11 protein-coding genes are annotated in these 18,286 nt (G+C 31.2%); 9 read left to right on the top strand and 2 right to left on the bottom strand.

Going from position 1 to position 18,286, the window contains the following annotated elements; all coding sequences use genetic code 11:
* Positions 1–239: 239 nt before the first annotated feature.
* The 9 genes from QI155_RS08505 to QI155_RS08465 all read left to right on the top strand — a co-directional run bounded on the left by QI155_RS08505 (position 240) and on the right by QI155_RS08465 (position 14,076).
* Entirely contained in the window at positions 240–2,189 is a 1,950-nt protein-coding gene (locus QI155_RS08505; RefSeq protein WP_281321437.1) for a TonB-dependent receptor, read from the top strand.
* A gap of 41 nt (positions 2,190–2,230) precedes the next feature.
* The gene (locus QI155_RS08500; protein WP_068860339.1) at positions 2,231–3,088 is read left to right on the top strand and encodes a DUF4198 domain-containing protein; all 858 of its coding nucleotides are present in this window, start codon (positions 2,231–2,233) and stop codon (positions 3,086–3,088) included.
* A 148-nt stretch (positions 3,089–3,236) separates the two neighbouring features.
* Positions 3,237–4,238 carry an iron ABC transporter permease gene (locus tag QI155_RS08495; protein WP_068860341.1) on the top strand — a complete coding sequence of 334 codons (1,002 nt, stop codon included), beginning with the start codon at positions 3,237–3,239 and terminating at the stop codon, positions 4,236–4,238.
* Positions 4,238–5,008, top strand: coding sequence for an ABC transporter ATP-binding protein (locus QI155_RS08490; RefSeq protein ID WP_281321436.1), 771 nt, complete (start codon positions 4,238–4,240; stop codon positions 5,006–5,008). The genes QI155_RS08495 and QI155_RS08490 overlap by 1 nt, the downstream gene beginning before the upstream one ends.
* Positions 5,009–5,474: 466 nt before the next feature.
* Positions 5,475–6,548 carry a hypothetical protein gene (locus QI155_RS08485; RefSeq protein WP_281321435.1) on the top strand — a complete coding sequence of 358 codons (1,074 nt, stop codon included), beginning with the start codon at positions 5,475–5,477 and terminating at the stop codon, positions 6,546–6,548.
* Entirely contained in the window at positions 6,545–9,199 is a 2,655-nt protein-coding gene (locus tag QI155_RS08480; RefSeq protein ID WP_281321434.1) for a cytochrome ubiquinol oxidase subunit I, read from the top strand. Before QI155_RS08485 ends, QI155_RS08480 begins: the two co-directional genes overlap by 4 nt.
* A 65-nt stretch (positions 9,200–9,264) precedes the next feature.
* Positions 9,265–10,053, top strand: coding sequence for an MBL fold metallo-hydrolase (locus tag QI155_RS08475; RefSeq protein ID WP_281321433.1), 789 nt, complete (start codon positions 9,265–9,267; stop codon positions 10,051–10,053).
* An 11-nt stretch (positions 10,054–10,064) separates the two neighbouring features.
* A complete protein-coding gene (locus QI155_RS08470; protein ID WP_281321432.1) occupies positions 10,065–10,940 on the top strand; it encodes a methyl-accepting chemotaxis protein in 876 nt (291 codons plus the stop codon).
* A 4-nt stretch (positions 10,941–10,944) separates the two neighbouring features.
* Positions 10,945–14,076, top strand: a complete 3,132-nt coding sequence (locus QI155_RS08465) for an EAL domain-containing protein (RefSeq protein ID WP_281321431.1) — start codon at positions 10,945–10,947, stop codon at positions 14,074–14,076.
* Positions 14,077–14,871: 795 nt separating this feature from the next.
* On the opposite strand, the gene QI155_RS08460 is transcribed toward QI155_RS08465, so the two are convergent.
* Together QI155_RS08460 and QI155_RS08455 are read right to left on the bottom strand one after the other, a co-directional pair.
* Positions 14,872–15,930 (bottom strand): radical SAM protein, encoded by a 1,059-nt coding sequence (locus QI155_RS08460; RefSeq protein ID WP_281321430.1) that lies wholly within the window; start codon positions 15,928–15,930, stop codon positions 14,872–14,874.
* A 4-nt stretch (positions 15,931–15,934) separates the two neighbouring features.
* Positions 15,935–18,253: a fused MFS/spermidine synthase gene (locus QI155_RS08455; RefSeq protein ID WP_281321429.1), complete on the bottom strand. Its 2,319-nt coding sequence runs from the start codon at positions 18,251–18,253 to the stop codon at positions 15,935–15,937.
* Positions 18,254–18,286: the final 33 nt, after the last annotated feature.

Raw genomic sequence — 18,286 nt, 5'->3', positions numbered from 1 at the left:
ACTAAAATCCATAAAAGGAGGCTCGTTTTTTTATATCCCTATCGGCAAATTCAGGGGCTTGACATAAATTTTAAATTTTTGTTTTAATATTTTAACCTAAGAAGGGTTTAAAAAAGGTCATGAAGGCCGTGTAAGGGAATGTATCCCTACACGGCTTTTTTATTGAATAAGGCTCATGAAGGGTCTATGCCTCTCAGAAGGGAGCTGACATTAAAAAATAATCAAGGAGAGGTGTAGAAATGGTTAAGATTATTTTATTTGGTATTGTTTTTTTATTATGTTTTGTTTTTTATGTTTTCGCAGGGGAAAAAGAGAAAATACTTGATGAAATTGTTGTAACCGCTACAAAAACTGAAAGAGAAGTCAAAGAGATACCAACAAATGTTACTGTAATAACGGAAGAAGATATTAAAAAATATGAAGCAAGAGATGTATCTGAACTTTTAAAACAAATTCCAGGTTTTAATATTTCCTATTTTGGTGGAGTCCATGCTGATATTTATGTAAGTAGTAGAGGACAGGTACCACTTACAAGAGGAGCTCAGATTTTAGTTGACGGAATTGAATATAATAATCCTTCTGGTTATTTTAATGCTCTTGCCATACCTATAGAAAATATTGATAAAATTGAAATAATAAAAAGTCCAGCTACCTCTCTTTATGGTAATTTTGCAACAGGTGGAGTGATTAACATAATCACCAAAAAATCCAAAAAACCCTTTGAGGGTAAATTAAGTTTTTCAGGTGGCAGTTTTGACACACAAAAATACTCTGTTTTACTTACTGGAGTTTTAAAAAACTTAGAATATAACTTAGAAATGAGATATTTCAAAACGCACGGATGGCAAGAAAATAGCTGGGAAGATAATAAACTTTTGAACTTAAAATTGAAATATAATTTAAATCCTCAAACTAACATAGGATTGCATTTTAACTATGCACCAATCGAAAATGGATATCCTGGAACACTTACAAAAAAAGAATTTCAAGAAAATCCTAGACAAACAACTCAACCATGGGGAAAGGCAGATTCATATACCTTTATTATCGCTCCATATTTTGAAAAAATATTTTCTGATTCGAGAATATTATTTAAAATTAAGTATGGCTATCAAGATGGATGGGTAATTGATCCTGATTATTTTGAATTTGCAAACTATAATATTGTACCTGAGTTTAATTATACAATAAGTCATAAAATCGGGGATATAAAAGGAATTTTACTAATAGGTGCAGAATATCGTTATTTAAATAATGAAAAAATAAAAGCATATTCATTTGATGGAAGTACAGGAATTATAGGACCTCTCTATCAAGATCGAACATGGAAAGATAAAACTTTCGCTTTATTTTTTCAAGAAGATCTTGAAATAATGAAAAATTTGTTTGTCTCTTTTGGGGCAAGATACGACCGTGTTGATACAGATTTTAGGGATAAAATAAAGCCTTCTCTAAATTTTAGTAAAACTCATTCTGCATTTAGTCCTAAAATAGGTATTTCTTATTTGCTATCTGATTCTTTTAACATTTTTGCCAATTATAGTCATGGTTTCAGAAACCCTACTACTGCAATTACTGGATTCGCTAATAATCCAGATCTAAAGCCAGAAAAAATAAACAGCTATGAATTAGGACTGAGAGGACAACCCTCAAAATGGTTTTACTATAGTGGAGCACTTTTTATTATAGATACTAAAGATAAAATAGTTAGAGTTGGAGGGCCTAGAAGAGTTGAAAATGCTGGTGAGACAATATCTAAAGGAATTGAATTTAATTTTACAATAGACTTACAAAATGGATTTTACAGTTCAATAAATTATACATATCAGGATTCGAAATATAAGGAATATACGACCTTAGCAGGCATATCTTATAAGGATAAAAGAATTCCTCTTATACCTTCTAATATTTTAGGTATAAGTATAGGATATGAATCATCTAGTTTTGGAAAAATTGATCTAATATCAAATTACACAGATAAGAAATATATTGATTCAGCTAATACGGAATCCTTAGGTGATCATTTAATAATTGATGCTAAATACACAAAACAAATTGGTAAAAATATGGAGATATTCCTGTCTGGTAAAAATTTGACAAATAAAAAATATGCTGAAGTGGGATTCGTAGATGCAATTTATCCTATGCCAGGCAGAAGTATTATGGCAGGAATAAATTTAAATTTTTAATTTAAATATAACTTAAAAAAGAAGAAGGAGGATACAGAAATATGAAAAAAATCAATAAATTATTAATAACAATGATAATTTTTACTTTTTTATCCCCTAATTTTAGCAATTTAGCAAATGCTCATGACAGATGGTTGATTTCTTCAAAACCTTTTGCCAAAATCAACGATTTAGTTCCAGTTGAATTTTGTGTTGGACATGGATTTGAATCTGAGGCAGCTCCCAGTGAATGGTGGCTTACAGACTTTTATTTACTTGATCCTGATGGAATTGTAAGTAAATTAGAATTTAATTTTGACAGAGATAAACAAAAATCTGCCTTATCTAAATTTAAAGCAAATAAGGAAGGAATTTATATAATTTATTCTGTGGCAGAAAACATATACTGGGTTAGAACGCATGACAATAAATATATTCAATTCAAAGACAAAATAGAGATAGATAAATCACAGATTAAGAGAACTTTTATTGGTTGGCAATATAGTAAAACTTTTATAAGGGTGGGGAAAACAAAAAGAGGTGATTATGATAAAAGTGTGGGTGGACTTATAGAAATAATTCCTCTTAAAGATCCTACAAATCTTAAAGTTGGAGAATACTTACCAATTAAAGTTTTATCTAATGGCAAAAATACTAATTGGAATGTTGGAGTAGTTGCCCTATACAAAGGATTTAAAGGTGAAAAATGGGCTTATAGTTATTTTTCTGAATATCCTGGAGTGATATATATTAAAGAAGGAATAGGGAAAGACCCTTATTTTAAAATTCCTATTGATAAAAAAGGTTTCTGGTTTATAAAGGCTTTTCGAATGATGGATAGAGAAGTATTATCTGAAAAGAAATATGGTGAACATGATGAATACTTTTTTGAGGCAACAATTACATTTTATGTGAAATAATTTTTTTAATCTATATTATCAGCAACAAAAATTTTTTAAGATTTAAACTAAATAGTAATTATAAGTTTATAAATGAAACCATATTATGAATATTTTTAAAGAGGCGAAATTAGCAAAGTAGCATACAATTTTTTTAAAATAAGAGTTTATGAAAACTATTAAAGCGATTTTGATTCTTCTTTCTCCAATTTTCGTTGGATGGTTTGCGCTTTTTCTTGGCGCTTATGAAGTTACACCTTTGATGGTTTTAAAAATTTTATTAAACGAGACTTTGCATATATTTGAAATTGGTGATATTCCAGAAAAAGCAATAGTCATAGATATAAGACTTCCGAGAGTTATACTTGCTGGAATTGTTGGAGCTTGCCTTTCTGGTGCAGGTGTTACACTTCAGGGAATATTCCGAAACCCTCTTGTTGACCCTTTTATTTTAGGTATCTCAGCTGGTGCAGCCTTTGGATGTGCAATAACAATTGGTTTTTTAAGTAATATTCCTATTCAATTTATGGCATTTGTTTTTGCTGTCTCTGCGGTAGTTATTGCCTATACAGTTGCAAGAACTCAGGGTGAGGTGAGCCGTCTTCCACTTATTCTTTCAGGAGTTATTGTCTCAGCCTTTTTTACAGCATTGGTTTCAATTGTTAAGTTTCTGGTTGACCCCCATAAACTTCAAAGTATTGTTTATTGGCTTATAGGAAGTTTTTCCCTTGCTGACTGGAAGGCAGTAAAAGTCTCCTTTGTTGGTGTTATACTCGGGATTTTACCTATTTTTCTTATGCGTTGGAGATTAAATGTAATGAGCATGGGAGAAGAGGAAGCTAAAGCGTTGGGAGTTAATGTATTAAGAGAGAGAGTTCTTTTCATTGGATTTTCCACACTGGCTGTGGCAGTAGCGACCTCTCTTTGCGGAATTATTGGATGGGTAGGCCTCATGGTGCCTCATCTTGTAAGAATGCTTACAGGTCCTGACCATAAAACTCTTGTGCCCCTTAGTTTTGCTGCTGGGGCATCCTTTATGATTGCAGCAGATACAATATCGCGCACCCTTACAAGTTTTGATATCCCTGTTGGAATTATTACAGCTCTTACAGGTGCACCATTTTTTATTTATTTAATGAAACGTAGTGGTAAAGAGGCATGGGGTAAATAATGCTTAATCTTAAAGAAGTTTATTTTAGACATAAAAACCAGACTACGGATGTTTTAAAAGGAATAAGTTTTAATGCAGAAAAGGGTTCTATTACTACAATTCTTGGACCAAATGGTTCTGGCAAAACAACTCTCTTTAAATGTATTACAGGACTCTGGAAGTATTATAAAGGAGAGATTAAAGTTGATAGAGTTTCAATTGATAAACTCTCCTTTAAAAAAAGAGCAAGGCTTTTTTCAGTTGTCCCGCAGGAGCATGAGCCACCTTTTCCCTACTCTGTTTTTGATGTTGTGCTTATGGGAAGGGCAAGCTATATAAGAGTTTTCTCATCTCCGAGTAAAAAGGACTATGAAAAAGCAGAAACTGCATTAAAAACAGTTGGAATTGAACATTTAAAAAATATCCCTTACACTAAAATAAGTGGTGGTGAACGACAGCTTACTTTAATTGCAAGGGCAATAGTCCAAGAATCTCCTGTTATGCTTCTTGATGAGCCTATAAGTCATCTTGATTTTAGAAATCAGATAAATATTCTCAAAAAAATTAAAGAAATTGCATTAATTCGCGGAATTACAGTTGTAATGACCCTTCATGACCCTAATCTTGCAAGCCTTTTTTCAGATAAGGTAGTAGTTATTAATTCAGGAAGTAAAGTAGCAGAAGGACTGCCTAAGGAGATAATCACTGAAGATTTGATTAAAAGGGTTTATGATATTGAGGTAAAGAAAGCAGATATTGACGGACAAAGCATAATTTGTCCTGTATTGTAAATTTTTATTGAGGAGGATTGTCTTTTTGATTTGAATTTATTATATATTTCTAAAAATTCAGTTAAAAGAGATTCCCAAATCTTCACTTATTATTTATTTTTTTATATTGCGAATTCTTCCTTGACTGTTATATGGGCTGGTTCGGATACTTTCAATGTTTTAAATAGGGCTTTTCCTATTTTATCAATCCTGTTCTTTAAATAGTATTCTTTGCCATCTATGCTAAATTCTGTCAGGGTTATATTTCTTAAAGTTTCAACATAGGGAGTATAATCCCTGCGAGTTCATGAAGTTTGACATTACATCTAAAATTGCAGAATGCTTGATGCAAAATATTTTCTATTAGATGAAATTAAAAGCGAAAATATTGTAAATATTGTGACATCTTACAAAATATTAACAAAAATTTAAAAATACCCTTATCTACAGTTGATTCACATTAAGATATTTGATATAATTTGGCAAAATGGATTTAAAAGATCTAATTCCATACACTGAAAGTCTTCCAGCACCGCCACAAATTTTAATTTTACTTGAGCAATTATTTTTTCTAATTCATATTGTGCTTATAAATTCTATTTTGGGATTAAGTTTAATAATAATCTATAAGAGGATGAGATTACTCTCTATCTCTTCCCAAGACTTAGATATTTATAAACCTTTTTCAAAACAAATACCTGTCCTTTTTGCCCTTGCAATTAATATGGCTATACCTGCTCTTTTGTTTCTTCAGGTTGTTTTCGGGCATCTTTTTTATACAAGTTCAGTGCTTCTTGGAACATACTGGATTTTAATTATTCCTTTGCTCATAGCTGGATATTATTCATCCTATATTCATTACAAAAAATTTGAATCCTCTCAATTAGCAAAATTTACAATTTTTGCTGTTGTTTTTATTATGCTTTACATCTCCTTTATTCTGGTTAATAATCTTTCATTAATGGAGAGTCCAATAAAATGGAGTAGATATTTTGAAAACAGAAGTGGAACAATTTTACTTTGGGATGAAATAAGCATATATCCAAGATATCTACATTTTCTTGTTGCTTCTTTGGCAATTGGTGGATTGTTTTATAGCCTCCATTACAAATTCAAAAAAGACTTAAATCAAAATTTACGAAATATAAAGATTAAAGAGGGATTAAAAATTTTTAGCTATTCTACAATGGTTCAAGCCATTGTTGGTGTTTTATTTCTTTTAAGTCTTCCCAAGAAAATCATGCTTAATTTTATGGGTGCTGATATTTTGGCTACCATAATATTTATAATAGGAGTAGTTTTTGCATTTCTATCTATATTGGCAGGTTTAAAGGGGAAATTAGGCTTAACAGTTCTTTTTCTTTCTATAACTCTCATTGCTATGGTGATAAACCGATATCACCTAAGAATTTTTCAACTGGGAGAACATTTTAGCCTCTCACAATTAAATATTGTTCCTCAATGGGATGTCTTTGCTATCTTTCTTATTATTTTAATTTTGGGTATAGCTGTAATTTTTTATATGCTTAAGATCGCCTTTCCTAAGGGAGTTAAAAGATGAATTATCCAGTTTGGGAACTTTACTATCTTAATTCTGGAACTTTAATTGCCATAATTGCTGTGCTACATGTATTTGTATCTCACTTTGCAGTGGGTGGTGGAATATTTTTATGGCTTACTGATTTAAAAAGTGTAAGAGAAAACAATCAGGAACTACAGCTTTATGTTCGTAAACACATATGGTTTTTCTTGCTTCTTACAATGGTTTTTGGTGCTGTAACAGGAGTTGGAATATGGTTTACCATTGCTCTTTCAAGTCCTTGGGCAACTTCAATTCTGATTCACACCTTTGTGTTTGCTTGGGCAATAGAATGGGTCTTTTTCATTGTTGAAATTATCGCTCTTTTGATATATCACTATAAATTTGATGGACTTTCAGATAAATTTAGACTTAGAGTTGCTTTTATATATGCTCTTTCAGCTTGGCTAAGTCTTTTTGTTATCAATGGAATTATTACTTTCATGCTTACTCCGGGACAGTGGCTTGAGACTCAGAACTTCTGGGATGGATTTTTCAATCCTACAAATCTGCCAAGTCTTGTTTTTAGAACAGGAATTTGCCTTATGTTTGCAGGTCTTTTCGGATTTGTTACAGCTGTGTTTATGCCTCAGAGTGATTTCAGAAAAAAACTTCTTAAATACTGTGCAAGGTGGCTTTACATGCCTTTACCATTTATTTTGATTTCAGGATTCTGGTATTTTTACTCAATTCCAGAAAATGCAAGAATAACCAATTTCTGGTTGAATAAACAAACAGCTAATGCTGTCAATGTCTTTGTGATTTCATCAGTATTGCTTTTTCTTCTGACAATTCTTTTCATAATTAAAACGTCAAGAAGATTTCAACAATTCTTAGTATTCGTTCTTTTATTAATCGGGCTTTCATGGATTGGAGGATTTGAATACATGAGAGAGTATGCGAGAAAACCCTATGTTATTTACGGATATATGTACTCTCCATCAGTTTTAGTTAAAGATGAAGAAATGTTGAATAAAGAAGGTTTTCTAAAACATTCAAAATGGTCAAAGATAAAAGAAGTAACTGAAGAAAACAAAATTGAAGCTGGACGGGAACTTTTTAATCTTCAGTGTCTAAGCTGTCATAGCATTAGAGGAGTAAAAAACGATATTGTTGAAAAAACTAAGGGATTTACCTATCTTGGTGTACTATCTCAGCTTTATGGTCAGGGAAAGGTTCGCGATTACATGCCAAGGTTTATAGGAACAGAAAAGGAGATGGAAGCCCTTGCAACATTTATTGTTAAGGGATTACATGGAAAAGAAGCTACAATACCTCCAATTGATGATAAAATTACAAAATTAACCTCTGAGATTCCTGAATTTAAATCTTCTAATCAATATGTTCTTCTTGTATGGAATACTCTTGGAATGAAATGTGTAAGTGATGCTGACAAATGGTTTGCCTATTTACCTCCTGGCAATACTCTTGAAGCATTACTAATAAAGAGAGGGAAAAAACCCGAAATTGTTACAGATAATATTGAAATTGCCTATACTGTTGAAAGGGGTTTTGAAAATCCTTCAAAACACACGCTATTTTGGAATTATGTTGAATATAATTATGGTAAAAAAGTCTCAAAAGATACGGGACTTACTGGTAAAGGATTAAAGGGTGCTTTTGATTTTGACAAAGAGAGGGGAGTTTTTAAGGCAGAGGGATTACCGATTCTTCCATATAGAGATGACGGTGTTTACAATCCCTATCCGATTTTTGAGGTGATTGCAAAGGATAAAAGTACTGGCAAGATTTTGCAGAAAACAAGGGTTGTTGCTCCTGTAGCAACAGAGATGAGATGTTGGATGTGTCATGAAGGTGGATGGCGATGGAATGACATATCTGGTATTTCTGACGAAACAGCAAAAAACATTCTCAAACTTCACGATAGAAAACATAAGACAAAACTTTATGAATCAGCTATTAAAGATAAGCCTATGCTATGTCAAAGCTGTCATGAAGATTTCATAGTAAAATCAAAGGGAATTAAGGGACATAATAGCTTTTCAGTTTCAATGCATGGATTTCATGCCAATTATATACCCTTTAAAGATGAAAGAGCCTGTGCTTTATGTCATTCAAGCCATCCAAAGGGCAATACAAGATTTAACAGAGATATTCATGTGAAAATTGGAATAAACTGTACTCACTGTCATGGAAAACTTGATGAACATGCTGTATCCCTATTGCTTGGACAGGAAAATTCACGAACAGCAAAACTTCTCTTAAAAAATCTTAATCCAGAAACCCCCATTTACCAAATAAATCCAAGGAAACCCTGGATAAATGAACCAGACTGTTTAAACTGCCACAGAGGATTTCAGAAGCCTGAAAAAAATATGAGAGCTTTCAATATATGGACTGAAAATTTTAATATGCTATATAGAATGAGATTTGACAATACTGGTAAGATTCCCTGTATTGCCTGCCATAGTTCACCCCATGCAGTTTATCCTGCTTTCAATGAATTTGATAAGAATAGGGATAATATTCAACCATTGCAGTATCAAGGAGCACCTCTTCCAATTGGAGCAGAAATGAAATGTGAAATATGCCATATTTTGAAAATGGACAGACAATCATTTCATCATTCAAACATGTTTAAAGCATTCAGGAATAAACAGCTTTTGAAGTAAAATTCAAGCTATTTTTATTTTTTTGTAAAATTCTAATATTAGAAAAATTATAAATTGGAGGTAATATGGCAAAATTAAACAAAGAAGTAGACATTGTAAGAGGAGATGTTGTTTATGACGATGGAACTCATAAATTTATATGGCTTGGTTGGGAAGAGCATGAAGAAGAAGGGTTTGTTCAGGTAAACCAGTATCTCATTGAAAATAAAAATGTTGGCGTTATTCTTGACCCCGGTGGTGTTCATGTTTTTCCAAGAGTTGTTGCAAATGTTTCAAGATATGTTGACCTTGAAAGAATTCAACATCTATTTTTCTCACATCAAGACCCAGATGTATCCTCAGGTGTAGCACTGTGGCTCAGTGTAACACCTGCGAAGGTTTATATATCAAAATGGTGGGTAAGATTTTTACCTCATTACGGAATTTTTGATATGACAAGAATTGTTCCTTTGGAAGAAGGAGGTGGAAGAATTCAACTTCCATCAGGAGACTATCTTGAGATAATACCAGCTCATTTTCTACATTCTGTTGCTAATTTTCATGTTTATGACCCTCGTTCAAAGACTCTTTTTACAGGTGACTTAGGAGCAGCAATTTTTCCAAAGGGACAGAGGTATCCCTATGTTGAGGATTTTGATAGTCATATAAGGCTTATGGAGGGATTTCACAGAAGATATCTTGCTTCAAATAGTATAGTGAAGAAATATCTTGAAAAAATCAAAAGGCTTGATATTGAAAGAATAGCTCCCCAACATGGTGCAATGATTCATAAAAAAGAACATATTCAGAGATTTTTTAACTGGCTTGGTAACCTAAGATGTGGTGTTGATATAGCTGATGAGTTCTACAAATAGGGAGGAATAAAATGTTTTTTAGAAAAAAGAAAAATACAAATCTTACAAAAAAAGATGTAGATACCAATCTTTCACTTATCAAAACTCTTTCATCAGGAATAATAAAGTCAAACATTGTAGGTTCCACAATTTCAAATACAATGGGTTTAATTGATTCAAATTTTTCAAGAATTAAAGATGAAGTTTCCTCAATAGCAACTGCCATGGAAGAAATTGACACCACTATTAGGGATATGTCAAAAAGTGTAGTTTCTATAAACAATGAAGTTCAAGCACTTGTTAAACAAAATGAGACAATGGATGAGGAACTTGAAAAAAAAGTTAAAGAGATTGAATCTCATAATGAAAAAATAATAGAGGTTGTAACAAATATAAAAGATCTTGGGGATGCAACAAAAAACATTGGAAATATTGTTACTGCTATTTCTGATGTTGCTGACCAGACAAATCTTCTTGCCTTGAATGCATCTATTGAAGCAGCAAGGGTAGGAGAGGCTGGTAGAGGCTTTGCTGTTGTGGCAGATGAAATAAGAAAGCTTGCGCAAAAAACTGATGTCTTAACAAAAGATATTGGGAAAATTCTTGGTAATCTAAGTGAAAGAGTAATTATAGCAGTAAAGGAAGTAGAAAAAATTAAAGAGCTTTTTTCTGAAATTGAAGAAGAAATGAAAACAATAAGAATATCCTTTGAAAAAAACAAAACCATGTCAGATACAGTTGGTGATGCGGTAAATACTCTTTCAACAGCAATAGAAGAACAAAGTCAGGTATTAACTGATGTTTCTAAGAGAATTACAAACACCGCCTCCATGCTCAATGAAACATATAAGGTTTTCTCTACAGTTGTAAAAGTTAATGATGAAATTGCAAAGATAACTAAATTTTAAACTTATGCAGAATAATGTATTAACCTTTGCCTTTTGCCCTCACTGCAGTGAAAGAGATATTAAACAATGGGAGAATATTGTCTCTTTTATATCTTCAATCCTTAAAAAAGAGGTTAACATTGTTTTATTTAAAGACTTTGTAGAAGAGGAAAAAATTACTGAGTTTGATTATCATATTGTTTATGCAAATCCTGATACTTCCTTGAAACTTTGGGAAAAAGGTTATATACTCCTTGGTAAACTTAAAAATGATATAAATTCTTTGTGTAGCATTACTTCATTGTCTTATTCTTCAAAAAAGGAGCTAATAAATATAGCTTTAATCAACAGTAAATACTTTCTTATTCCTCTTTTACTTTATAAAAAAAAATACAAAAATTTTCATCTTATTTTTGCTAAAAATTATGAGGAGATAATAGACCTTGTTAAAAAGGGAATTGCAGATTTTGGGTTTATATATACATCAAATCTAAGAGAACTGGAAGATGAAAAAAATATAAAATTTTCAGAGGATTTCTGTTTCCCTTGCCCTCACTTTATCTTTATTCATCCATCATTGAGGGAATATAAGGAAAAATTGCTTAATATTGAGGATATTGATAAAGCATCAGAAGAGGAAATTCAATATATTAAAAGTCTTTACGAACAGTTAGAAATCTTACTTGAAGAATGGGCTTATCATGATATCACTAAGGCTCTGATGAAATCATCAACTATTGGTATGTTTATTTATCAAGAGAAAATAGTATTTATAAATGAATATGCTTTAAATCTTCTCGGCTATGAAGAAGAGGAAATCCTTGAAATGAATAGTATAGATTTAGTTTATAAGGAGGATAAAGAAAAAGTAATTGAAAATTTAAAAAGAAGACTATCAGGAAAAAATTTTTCTTCAATCTATGATATTCGTTTTGTAAAAAAAGGTGGAGAGATAATACATGTTAAATGTTTCACATCAACTATACTTTTTAAAGGTAGATATTCAGGCTGCGTTATCTTTTATGACATAACCCAACAAAAGCACGCTGAAAGTGTAAAAGAAATTTTAAAAGAAATTAATAAAATCATAACAATGTCATTAACTGAAGAGGAAATATATAGCGGAATATGTAAAGCTTTAGTTGAAAATCTTAAATTTAAATTTGTATGGATTGGATTAATTGATGAATATGGAAAGAGAATTCCTAAATTTCACTATGGTGATAATGAATTCATAAAATTCCTTAGTGAATTAGAACATAAATGCGATAAATTATTACAAGAAAAAAAGATATTAATTAATTCCGATTTAAGAAAAGATACCGATAAAAATCCCATAAGATTAGAACTTTTAAAAAGAGGAGTTTTGTCATCTTGTGTAATTCCTCTTTTTAAAAATAAAAAAATTGTGTCTTCGATAAGTATCTATTCAGAGTTTCCAAATTATTTCACAGAATCGATTGCTGATATACTACAAGAAATTCAAAGAGACCTCTCTTTTGCCCTTGAAAGAGTTGAAAGGATAAGGCATAACACTATCATTTCAGAGGCAATTAAAAACTCTGATACATGGATTTTAGTTACCGATGAAAAAGGTAATATTACTTATGTAAATGAATCTGTAGAAAAAATAAGCGGATACAAAAAAGAAGAGTTGATTGGTCAGAATCCAAGAATATTTAAATCAGGACTTAATCCACCAGAATTTTATAAAGAAATGTGGGATACCATTCTTTCAGACAAAATATTCAATGCCATAACACCAAACAGAAAAAAGAGCGGAGAGATTTTTCATGTTGACTTAAAAATTATACCTATCAGACTTCCTGGAAATATCTTAAGATTTGTTGCTGTAGCAAAGGATATTACAGAAAAATTAGTGCTTTCCGAAAGAATAAATAAATTACAAAACTATGATGCCCTAACAGGACTTTTAAATTTAAATGGATTTTCTGCCGATGTCTCCGTTAAATTGAGAGAAACCCAGGCAAAGGGACTTATAGGAGTATTCCTATTAATAGATTTATGTAATATGACAGGGATAAATAAAATTTTAGGATTTTCAGGGGGCGACAGATTCCTGCAATCCTTTGCTAAAAATTTAAGTGAAAACTTTAAAGGTACAGATGCCGTTGCCAGAATAAGTGCTGACACCTTTGGAGTATATGTTATGATTGATAGTTCAATTGAGAGCTATAGTGTTTATCAAAAAATTTTAGAACTTAATGATTTTAAATTTGAAATAGAAAACAAAACAGTAAGTACCAACATTAATGCAGGCATAGCTTTATTTCCAAAAGATGGAACAACATTTAAGTCTTTATATGAAAAAGCTGACATAACTCTTACAGAGGCAAAGAATGAAGGTGAAGGAGTAATTAAATTTTATGACCCAGCAATTGAAAAAGATGTAGAAAGCCAATGGGAAATAATCAATCTGGTTAGAAAAGCCCTTGATGAAAATCTTTTTGTATTTCACTATCAACCTTACTACCATACTGATACTTTGAAAGTAGCAGGTTTTGAAGCTTTAGTTAGAATAATTGATAAAGACAAAATTTATTATCCGAATTCTTTTATTAACTACATAGAAAATAGCCAATATTTAAATAAATTTGAAGATTTCTTAATCAAAGAAACAATTGAAAAAATAAGGAAATGGAGGATTAATATTTCAATAAATATTTCAGGAAAAACTTTTAATGATGCAAATTTTATTCAAAAAATATCTCGCATTCCAGAAGAAATAAGGGATAAAGTCACAATTGAGATTACAGAAAGAGTATTTATTGAAAATCCGGATCATGTAATGGATTTAATTTCAATGATTAAAAAAATGAAAAATCCCCCCAAAATTGCAATGGATGATTTTGGCACAGGTTTTTCTTCTCTTGTTTATCTTAAGGATCTACCAATAGATATTATAAAGATTGATATTGCTTTCATAAGAGACATATTAAAAGATAAAAAATCCTTTGCTGTTGTTCAAACAATAATAGAGCTTGCAAAAAGACTTGACAAACTCACCCTTGCTGAAGGAGTTGAAAAAGAAGAACAACTTAATATCTTAAAATTCCTTGGTTGTGACTTGGTTCAGGGTTTTCTTCTTTCAAAACCTCTCTCAATTGATATCATAGAAAGCAATATAATCAAATAACCTTAATAAATATCTTGGGATATCTTAACTGTTAAATCTCCAAACATTTTTGTATAACTTCCAAGTTCGTTATCATGCCAGCCATATATTACTTTTCCCGAGTTTATCAACTTAGGCTTAAAATTTGCCAAATTGCACTCGTAAACCCTTGATTTTATTTGATGTGATTTTTTATTTCTAAACCCATCTTTCTAAACTTTTGCCTCTCACTTATTGAAATAATTAATTTTTTATTTTCTGTGTAATGGCGAATATTTTTTGATATAAGTCATTTCTTCCTTCACAAAATTATTTATTCTATGTTATAAGTATTGGCGTATAAAAAGGAACATTCAAAATCTCTAAAAAGACTGTAAAAGGTAAGACCTATTACACTGCTGATATTGTTAAAAGTTACAGAGAAAAGGGAAAAGTAAAACAGAGGACCATAAAGTCCTTTGGAGGTGTTACATGGGAAGAGGCACAGAGGTTAAAGCTTGCCTATACAGCTAAGTCTATAGAAGGATTAATCCACATAGATGATATTGAATGCGAAGAAAGTGTTTCTTATGGAGGGAATATATTTAGTGAGGCATCTTTGTGCGTTATTTCAATTCTTTCACACAGTGATAGAATATCTTTTAAAGAAAAAGGGCAATACAAATCAGTGATGTATTGGCGAAAATGAATACTATTTCCCTTATTTTACAATGACTTACATTTAAAAAATTATAAAGTCGGATTTAAAAAATAAGAAAAGCTTCGCAGTATAAAGAAGATAAAGAATCAAAAACTTATCAAGTCCTAATTATATTTTTATCTTAACCACCAATAGCCCTGAATATCAAGATTTGAAAGACCTAATTCTTTGGCTTTATTTACAACTTTTACATACTCTTCTTTGGTTATTCTTCTTGATATCTCTGGATAATCAAAAGCTTTATAAAGCGGGGTATACTGTGCCATTATATTTACATAAGTATCTTTTGGTAGAACCTTTGCAATCCATTCCATTATTTTTTCTGATCCAGCGACATTATTTGGCATAACAAGATGTCTGATGATTAATCCTCTATATATAATTCCATCTTTTGCAGGTTTTGCTGTTCCAACTTGACGATGCATTTCCAAGACTGCTTCCTTTGTAATCTCAGGATAAGTTTCTGCTCCTGATGAGTATTTTGAAGACATGCTACTTTCCCAATATTTGATATCAGGTAAATAAATATCAACAATTCCATCAAGAACTTTAAGTATCTCAAGTCGTTCCCACCCTGAAGTATTGTATACAAGAGGAAGAGTAAGTCCTTTTTCAACTGCTACATCAAGGGCTTTGAGAATATGGGGAGAATAGTGAGTTGGTGTAACAAGATTTATGTTGTGGCAACCAATTTTTTGTAAGAAAAGCATCATATCTGCTAAATCATTAATACTTCTCTCTGTACCTCTTCCAATATGGCTTATTTCCCAATTCTGACAGAATACACATCTTAAATTGCAATGGGTAAAAAATATAGTTCCTGAACCTCTTTTTCCAACAAGGGGTCTTTCCTCTCCAAAATGAGGATGAAATGCTGAGATAACAAGTTTACTTCCTGGAGCACGACAAACCCCTTTCATTCCTTTCAAACGATTTACTCCACATTTTCTTGGGCAGAGTTGACATTTTTCCATAATCTTCCATAGTTTTTCTGCCCTTTCTTTCAACTCACCTGATCTGTGAAGCTTTAAGTATGCTGGAGTAAAACCTGAATTTATACTTTTACCATAGCCGTGTCTGCCAAAGATTGGTAAAAAAAGCATTTGAAGTCCAATACAACTGATTTTTTTAAGGAAATTTCTTCGGCTAATTTTATCACCGCAATTTTTTTCCATTTTTTTACCTTCTTTCTGACACATTAATGGCAATGGTTGGATATACTATTATAATTAAACTTAAAAGTTTAAGTAAAACAACAACTATTGCAGTATTAAGAAGTCCGAGAACAGGTAGGAGAACTATACCACCTAAAACTCCGCTAATCCATCCACCTATAAGGTCAGAGCTATAAAGAATTCCTGCAGTTTCTGACAAACTTGGGCTCTTTTCTAAATATATCATATTTGCAATTGGAAATTGAGCACCTACTAAACTACCACTTATGAACGAAAGAATCAGGAAAAGTATTTTCAAAAAAATAAATTCAACAGAGCTATCTATGTGAGGATGTAGCATAATAAATAAAACAGGCATTAAAAGAGAAAAAAAGATTATTGTTAAATCAATTTTAATAAAAACACTTAATAAATTTTTTATTCGTGACAAAAGGGAATTTGTAAAAAAGGCTCCAAAGGATACTCCCACCATAAAAAAGGTTACAAGAAGTCCTATCCAGGAAAAGACATATCCATAGATTGACTGGAATGCAAATATCAACATAAGGTCAAAAATCATTCCTGCAAAACCGGTTGTCATTATACATAAGGGTATACCTAATCTATAAAGCTTTGTCTTTTTGATTGGTAGTAGGAAAAATAATAAAATAAGAATAAAAAATAAAACTATGAACATTTGCAAATTCATTTTCTCTAATAGTTGGAAAACCTTAGCAATTTCAGGATTGAAAACTGAATTCCAATGAGACACACTGTAAAAAACTCCTATTGGTGTAAAATCAGAATTGATTTTTTCAGTGCCACCCTCAAAAAACATAGTAAACCATTCTTTCCATCCAGGATGTAGCACTTCTTCAATATGCCTTGCAATGGGAATATTTACATGAATGCCTCGCTCATTAAGTCTGATTAACAGTTTTGAGCTGTCAAAATGGATAATTTCATCTGAATCTGAAGCCAAGAAAAGATTTGTTCCTTCTGCAGGAAAAACTCTTATATAAGAAAATTCACTTTTAAGGGTATTAAAAATACAACTGTTTAGATTTTTTAATTCATCATTAAAATATCTTAGTGAACCGGGTAATCCTATAACAAGTATACCACTATTATTTAATCTCTTTTTAGCTAAAGCAAAAAATTCTTTTGTAAAAAGTCTGTTTGTCTGTAGATCCGATGGATTGAATACTCCTACGAGAATTATGTCGTATCTATTTTCAGTCATTTTAAGAAAAAGACGTCCATCAATATACTTAACCTTTACATTTTTATGATTTAATTCATATTCTGTTAAAGGAGTGGGAAACTTTTTTATAATTTCAAGAAACAGTGGGTCTAATTCTGCATAATCAATTTCTTTTACTGATGGATGTTTCAATATCTCGTTAATTACACCACCAGCTCCACCACTTAAGATAAATAATTTCTGAGGTTGAGGATGAGTAAAAAGGGGAATATGGACGAATTTTTCAACAAATCCTATGTCAGGTATTGGGGTAATTAGCTCAGGAATACCATCTGAAAAGAAGATGTATTGTCCTTCATTCTCCACAACAGAGATATTTCCATAAAGAGAGTTTTGATAATGAACTACATTTAAACCTTTCCATTGAGCTGATATAGAAAATTGATGAATCCTTTCTGCTGAAATGGTAAGATATAATGAAACAATTAAAATAGTTAAGGTAATGACCGTAGTAATTTTCTTTAATCTGAATTCTCTCCAAAAAATGATAATTAAAATGATGTTTATAAGCAGGATTAAAATGACAAGAAAAAAAGCTATTTGGAATGAGTGAAAATAGGTAATAAAAAAATATGTCCAGACAATACCACCCAAAATTGTTCCTATTGTCTCATAGATGTAGACCTTTCCAATGGATGATGCTTTATCATGGGAAAAATCAGAATAAAGTTTACAGGAAAGAGGAAATAATGCCCCATGAGAAATACTTGTTGGTAAAAGTATGATAAAAGATGAATAAAGCATCTGTAAAAATCCTATATTTTCACCTATTGAAAAACCAAGAAGTTCCTTTAGGATACGTGTGAAAAAAATTGCTAAGATCAGAAATATAGAAAATATAATATTAAGTGCAATAAATGTTTCAAATTTATTTTTACTTTTTTCAGCCCTTTTACCAAAAAAGAAACAGCCAAAAGCCTCAAGAATAACCCAATTTGCAAAAATAATTCCAATAGAAAGTTCATTGCCTGAAAAAACTATTAACAATTCCCGTAAAAGTAGCATTTGGGCAATTAGTCCGCTAAACCCCATGATTAAGATAGCCAATCTTAGACTATTTTTAATAATTCCAAAAGTCATGGGTTAAATAACTCCAAATTAAAAAAACCAAAT

Origin of the sequence: Thermodesulfovibrio sp. 1176, from assembly GCF_029946585.1 — a bacterium.
GTDB lineage: Bacteria > Nitrospirota > Thermodesulfovibrionia > Thermodesulfovibrionales > Thermodesulfovibrionaceae > Thermodesulfovibrio.
The sequence above is the reverse complement of the archived record's forward strand: the minus strand, read 5'-3'. Positions and strand labels throughout refer to the sequence as shown.

Bases quoted from the DNA above. Each gene is read 5' to 3' on its own strand.
- QI155_RS08505 (WP_281321437.1), top strand. From the start codon at position 240: ATGGTTAAGATTATTTTATTTGGTATTGTTTTTTTATTATGTTTTGTT.
- QI155_RS08500 (WP_068860339.1), top strand. From the start codon at position 2,231: ATGAAAAAAATCAATAAATTATTAATAACAATGATAATTTTTACTTTT.
- QI155_RS08495 (WP_068860341.1), top strand. From the start codon at position 3,237: ATGAAAACTATTAAAGCGATTTTGATTCTTCTTTCTCCAATTTTCGTT.
- QI155_RS08490 (WP_281321436.1), top strand. From the start codon at position 4,238: ATGCTTAATCTTAAAGAAGTTTATTTTAGACATAAAAACCAGACTACG.
- QI155_RS08485 (WP_281321435.1), top strand. From the start codon at position 5,475: ATGGATTTAAAAGATCTAATTCCATACACTGAAAGTCTTCCAGCACCG.
- QI155_RS08480 (WP_281321434.1), top strand. From the start codon at position 6,545: ATGAATTATCCAGTTTGGGAACTTTACTATCTTAATTCTGGAACTTTA.
- QI155_RS08475 (WP_281321433.1), top strand. From the start codon at position 9,265: ATGGCAAAATTAAACAAAGAAGTAGACATTGTAAGAGGAGATGTTGTT.
- QI155_RS08470 (WP_281321432.1), top strand. From the start codon at position 10,065: ATGTTTTTTAGAAAAAAGAAAAATACAAATCTTACAAAAAAAGATGTA.
- QI155_RS08465 (WP_281321431.1), top strand. From the start codon at position 10,945: ATGCAGAATAATGTATTAACCTTTGCCTTTTGCCCTCACTGCAGTGAA.
- QI155_RS08460 (WP_281321430.1), bottom strand. From the start codon at position 15,930: ATGGAAAAAAATTGCGGTGATAAAATTAGCCGAAGAAATTTCCTTAAA.
- QI155_RS08455 (WP_281321429.1), bottom strand. From the start codon at position 18,253: ATGACTTTTGGAATTATTAAAAATAGTCTAAGATTGGCTATCTTAATC.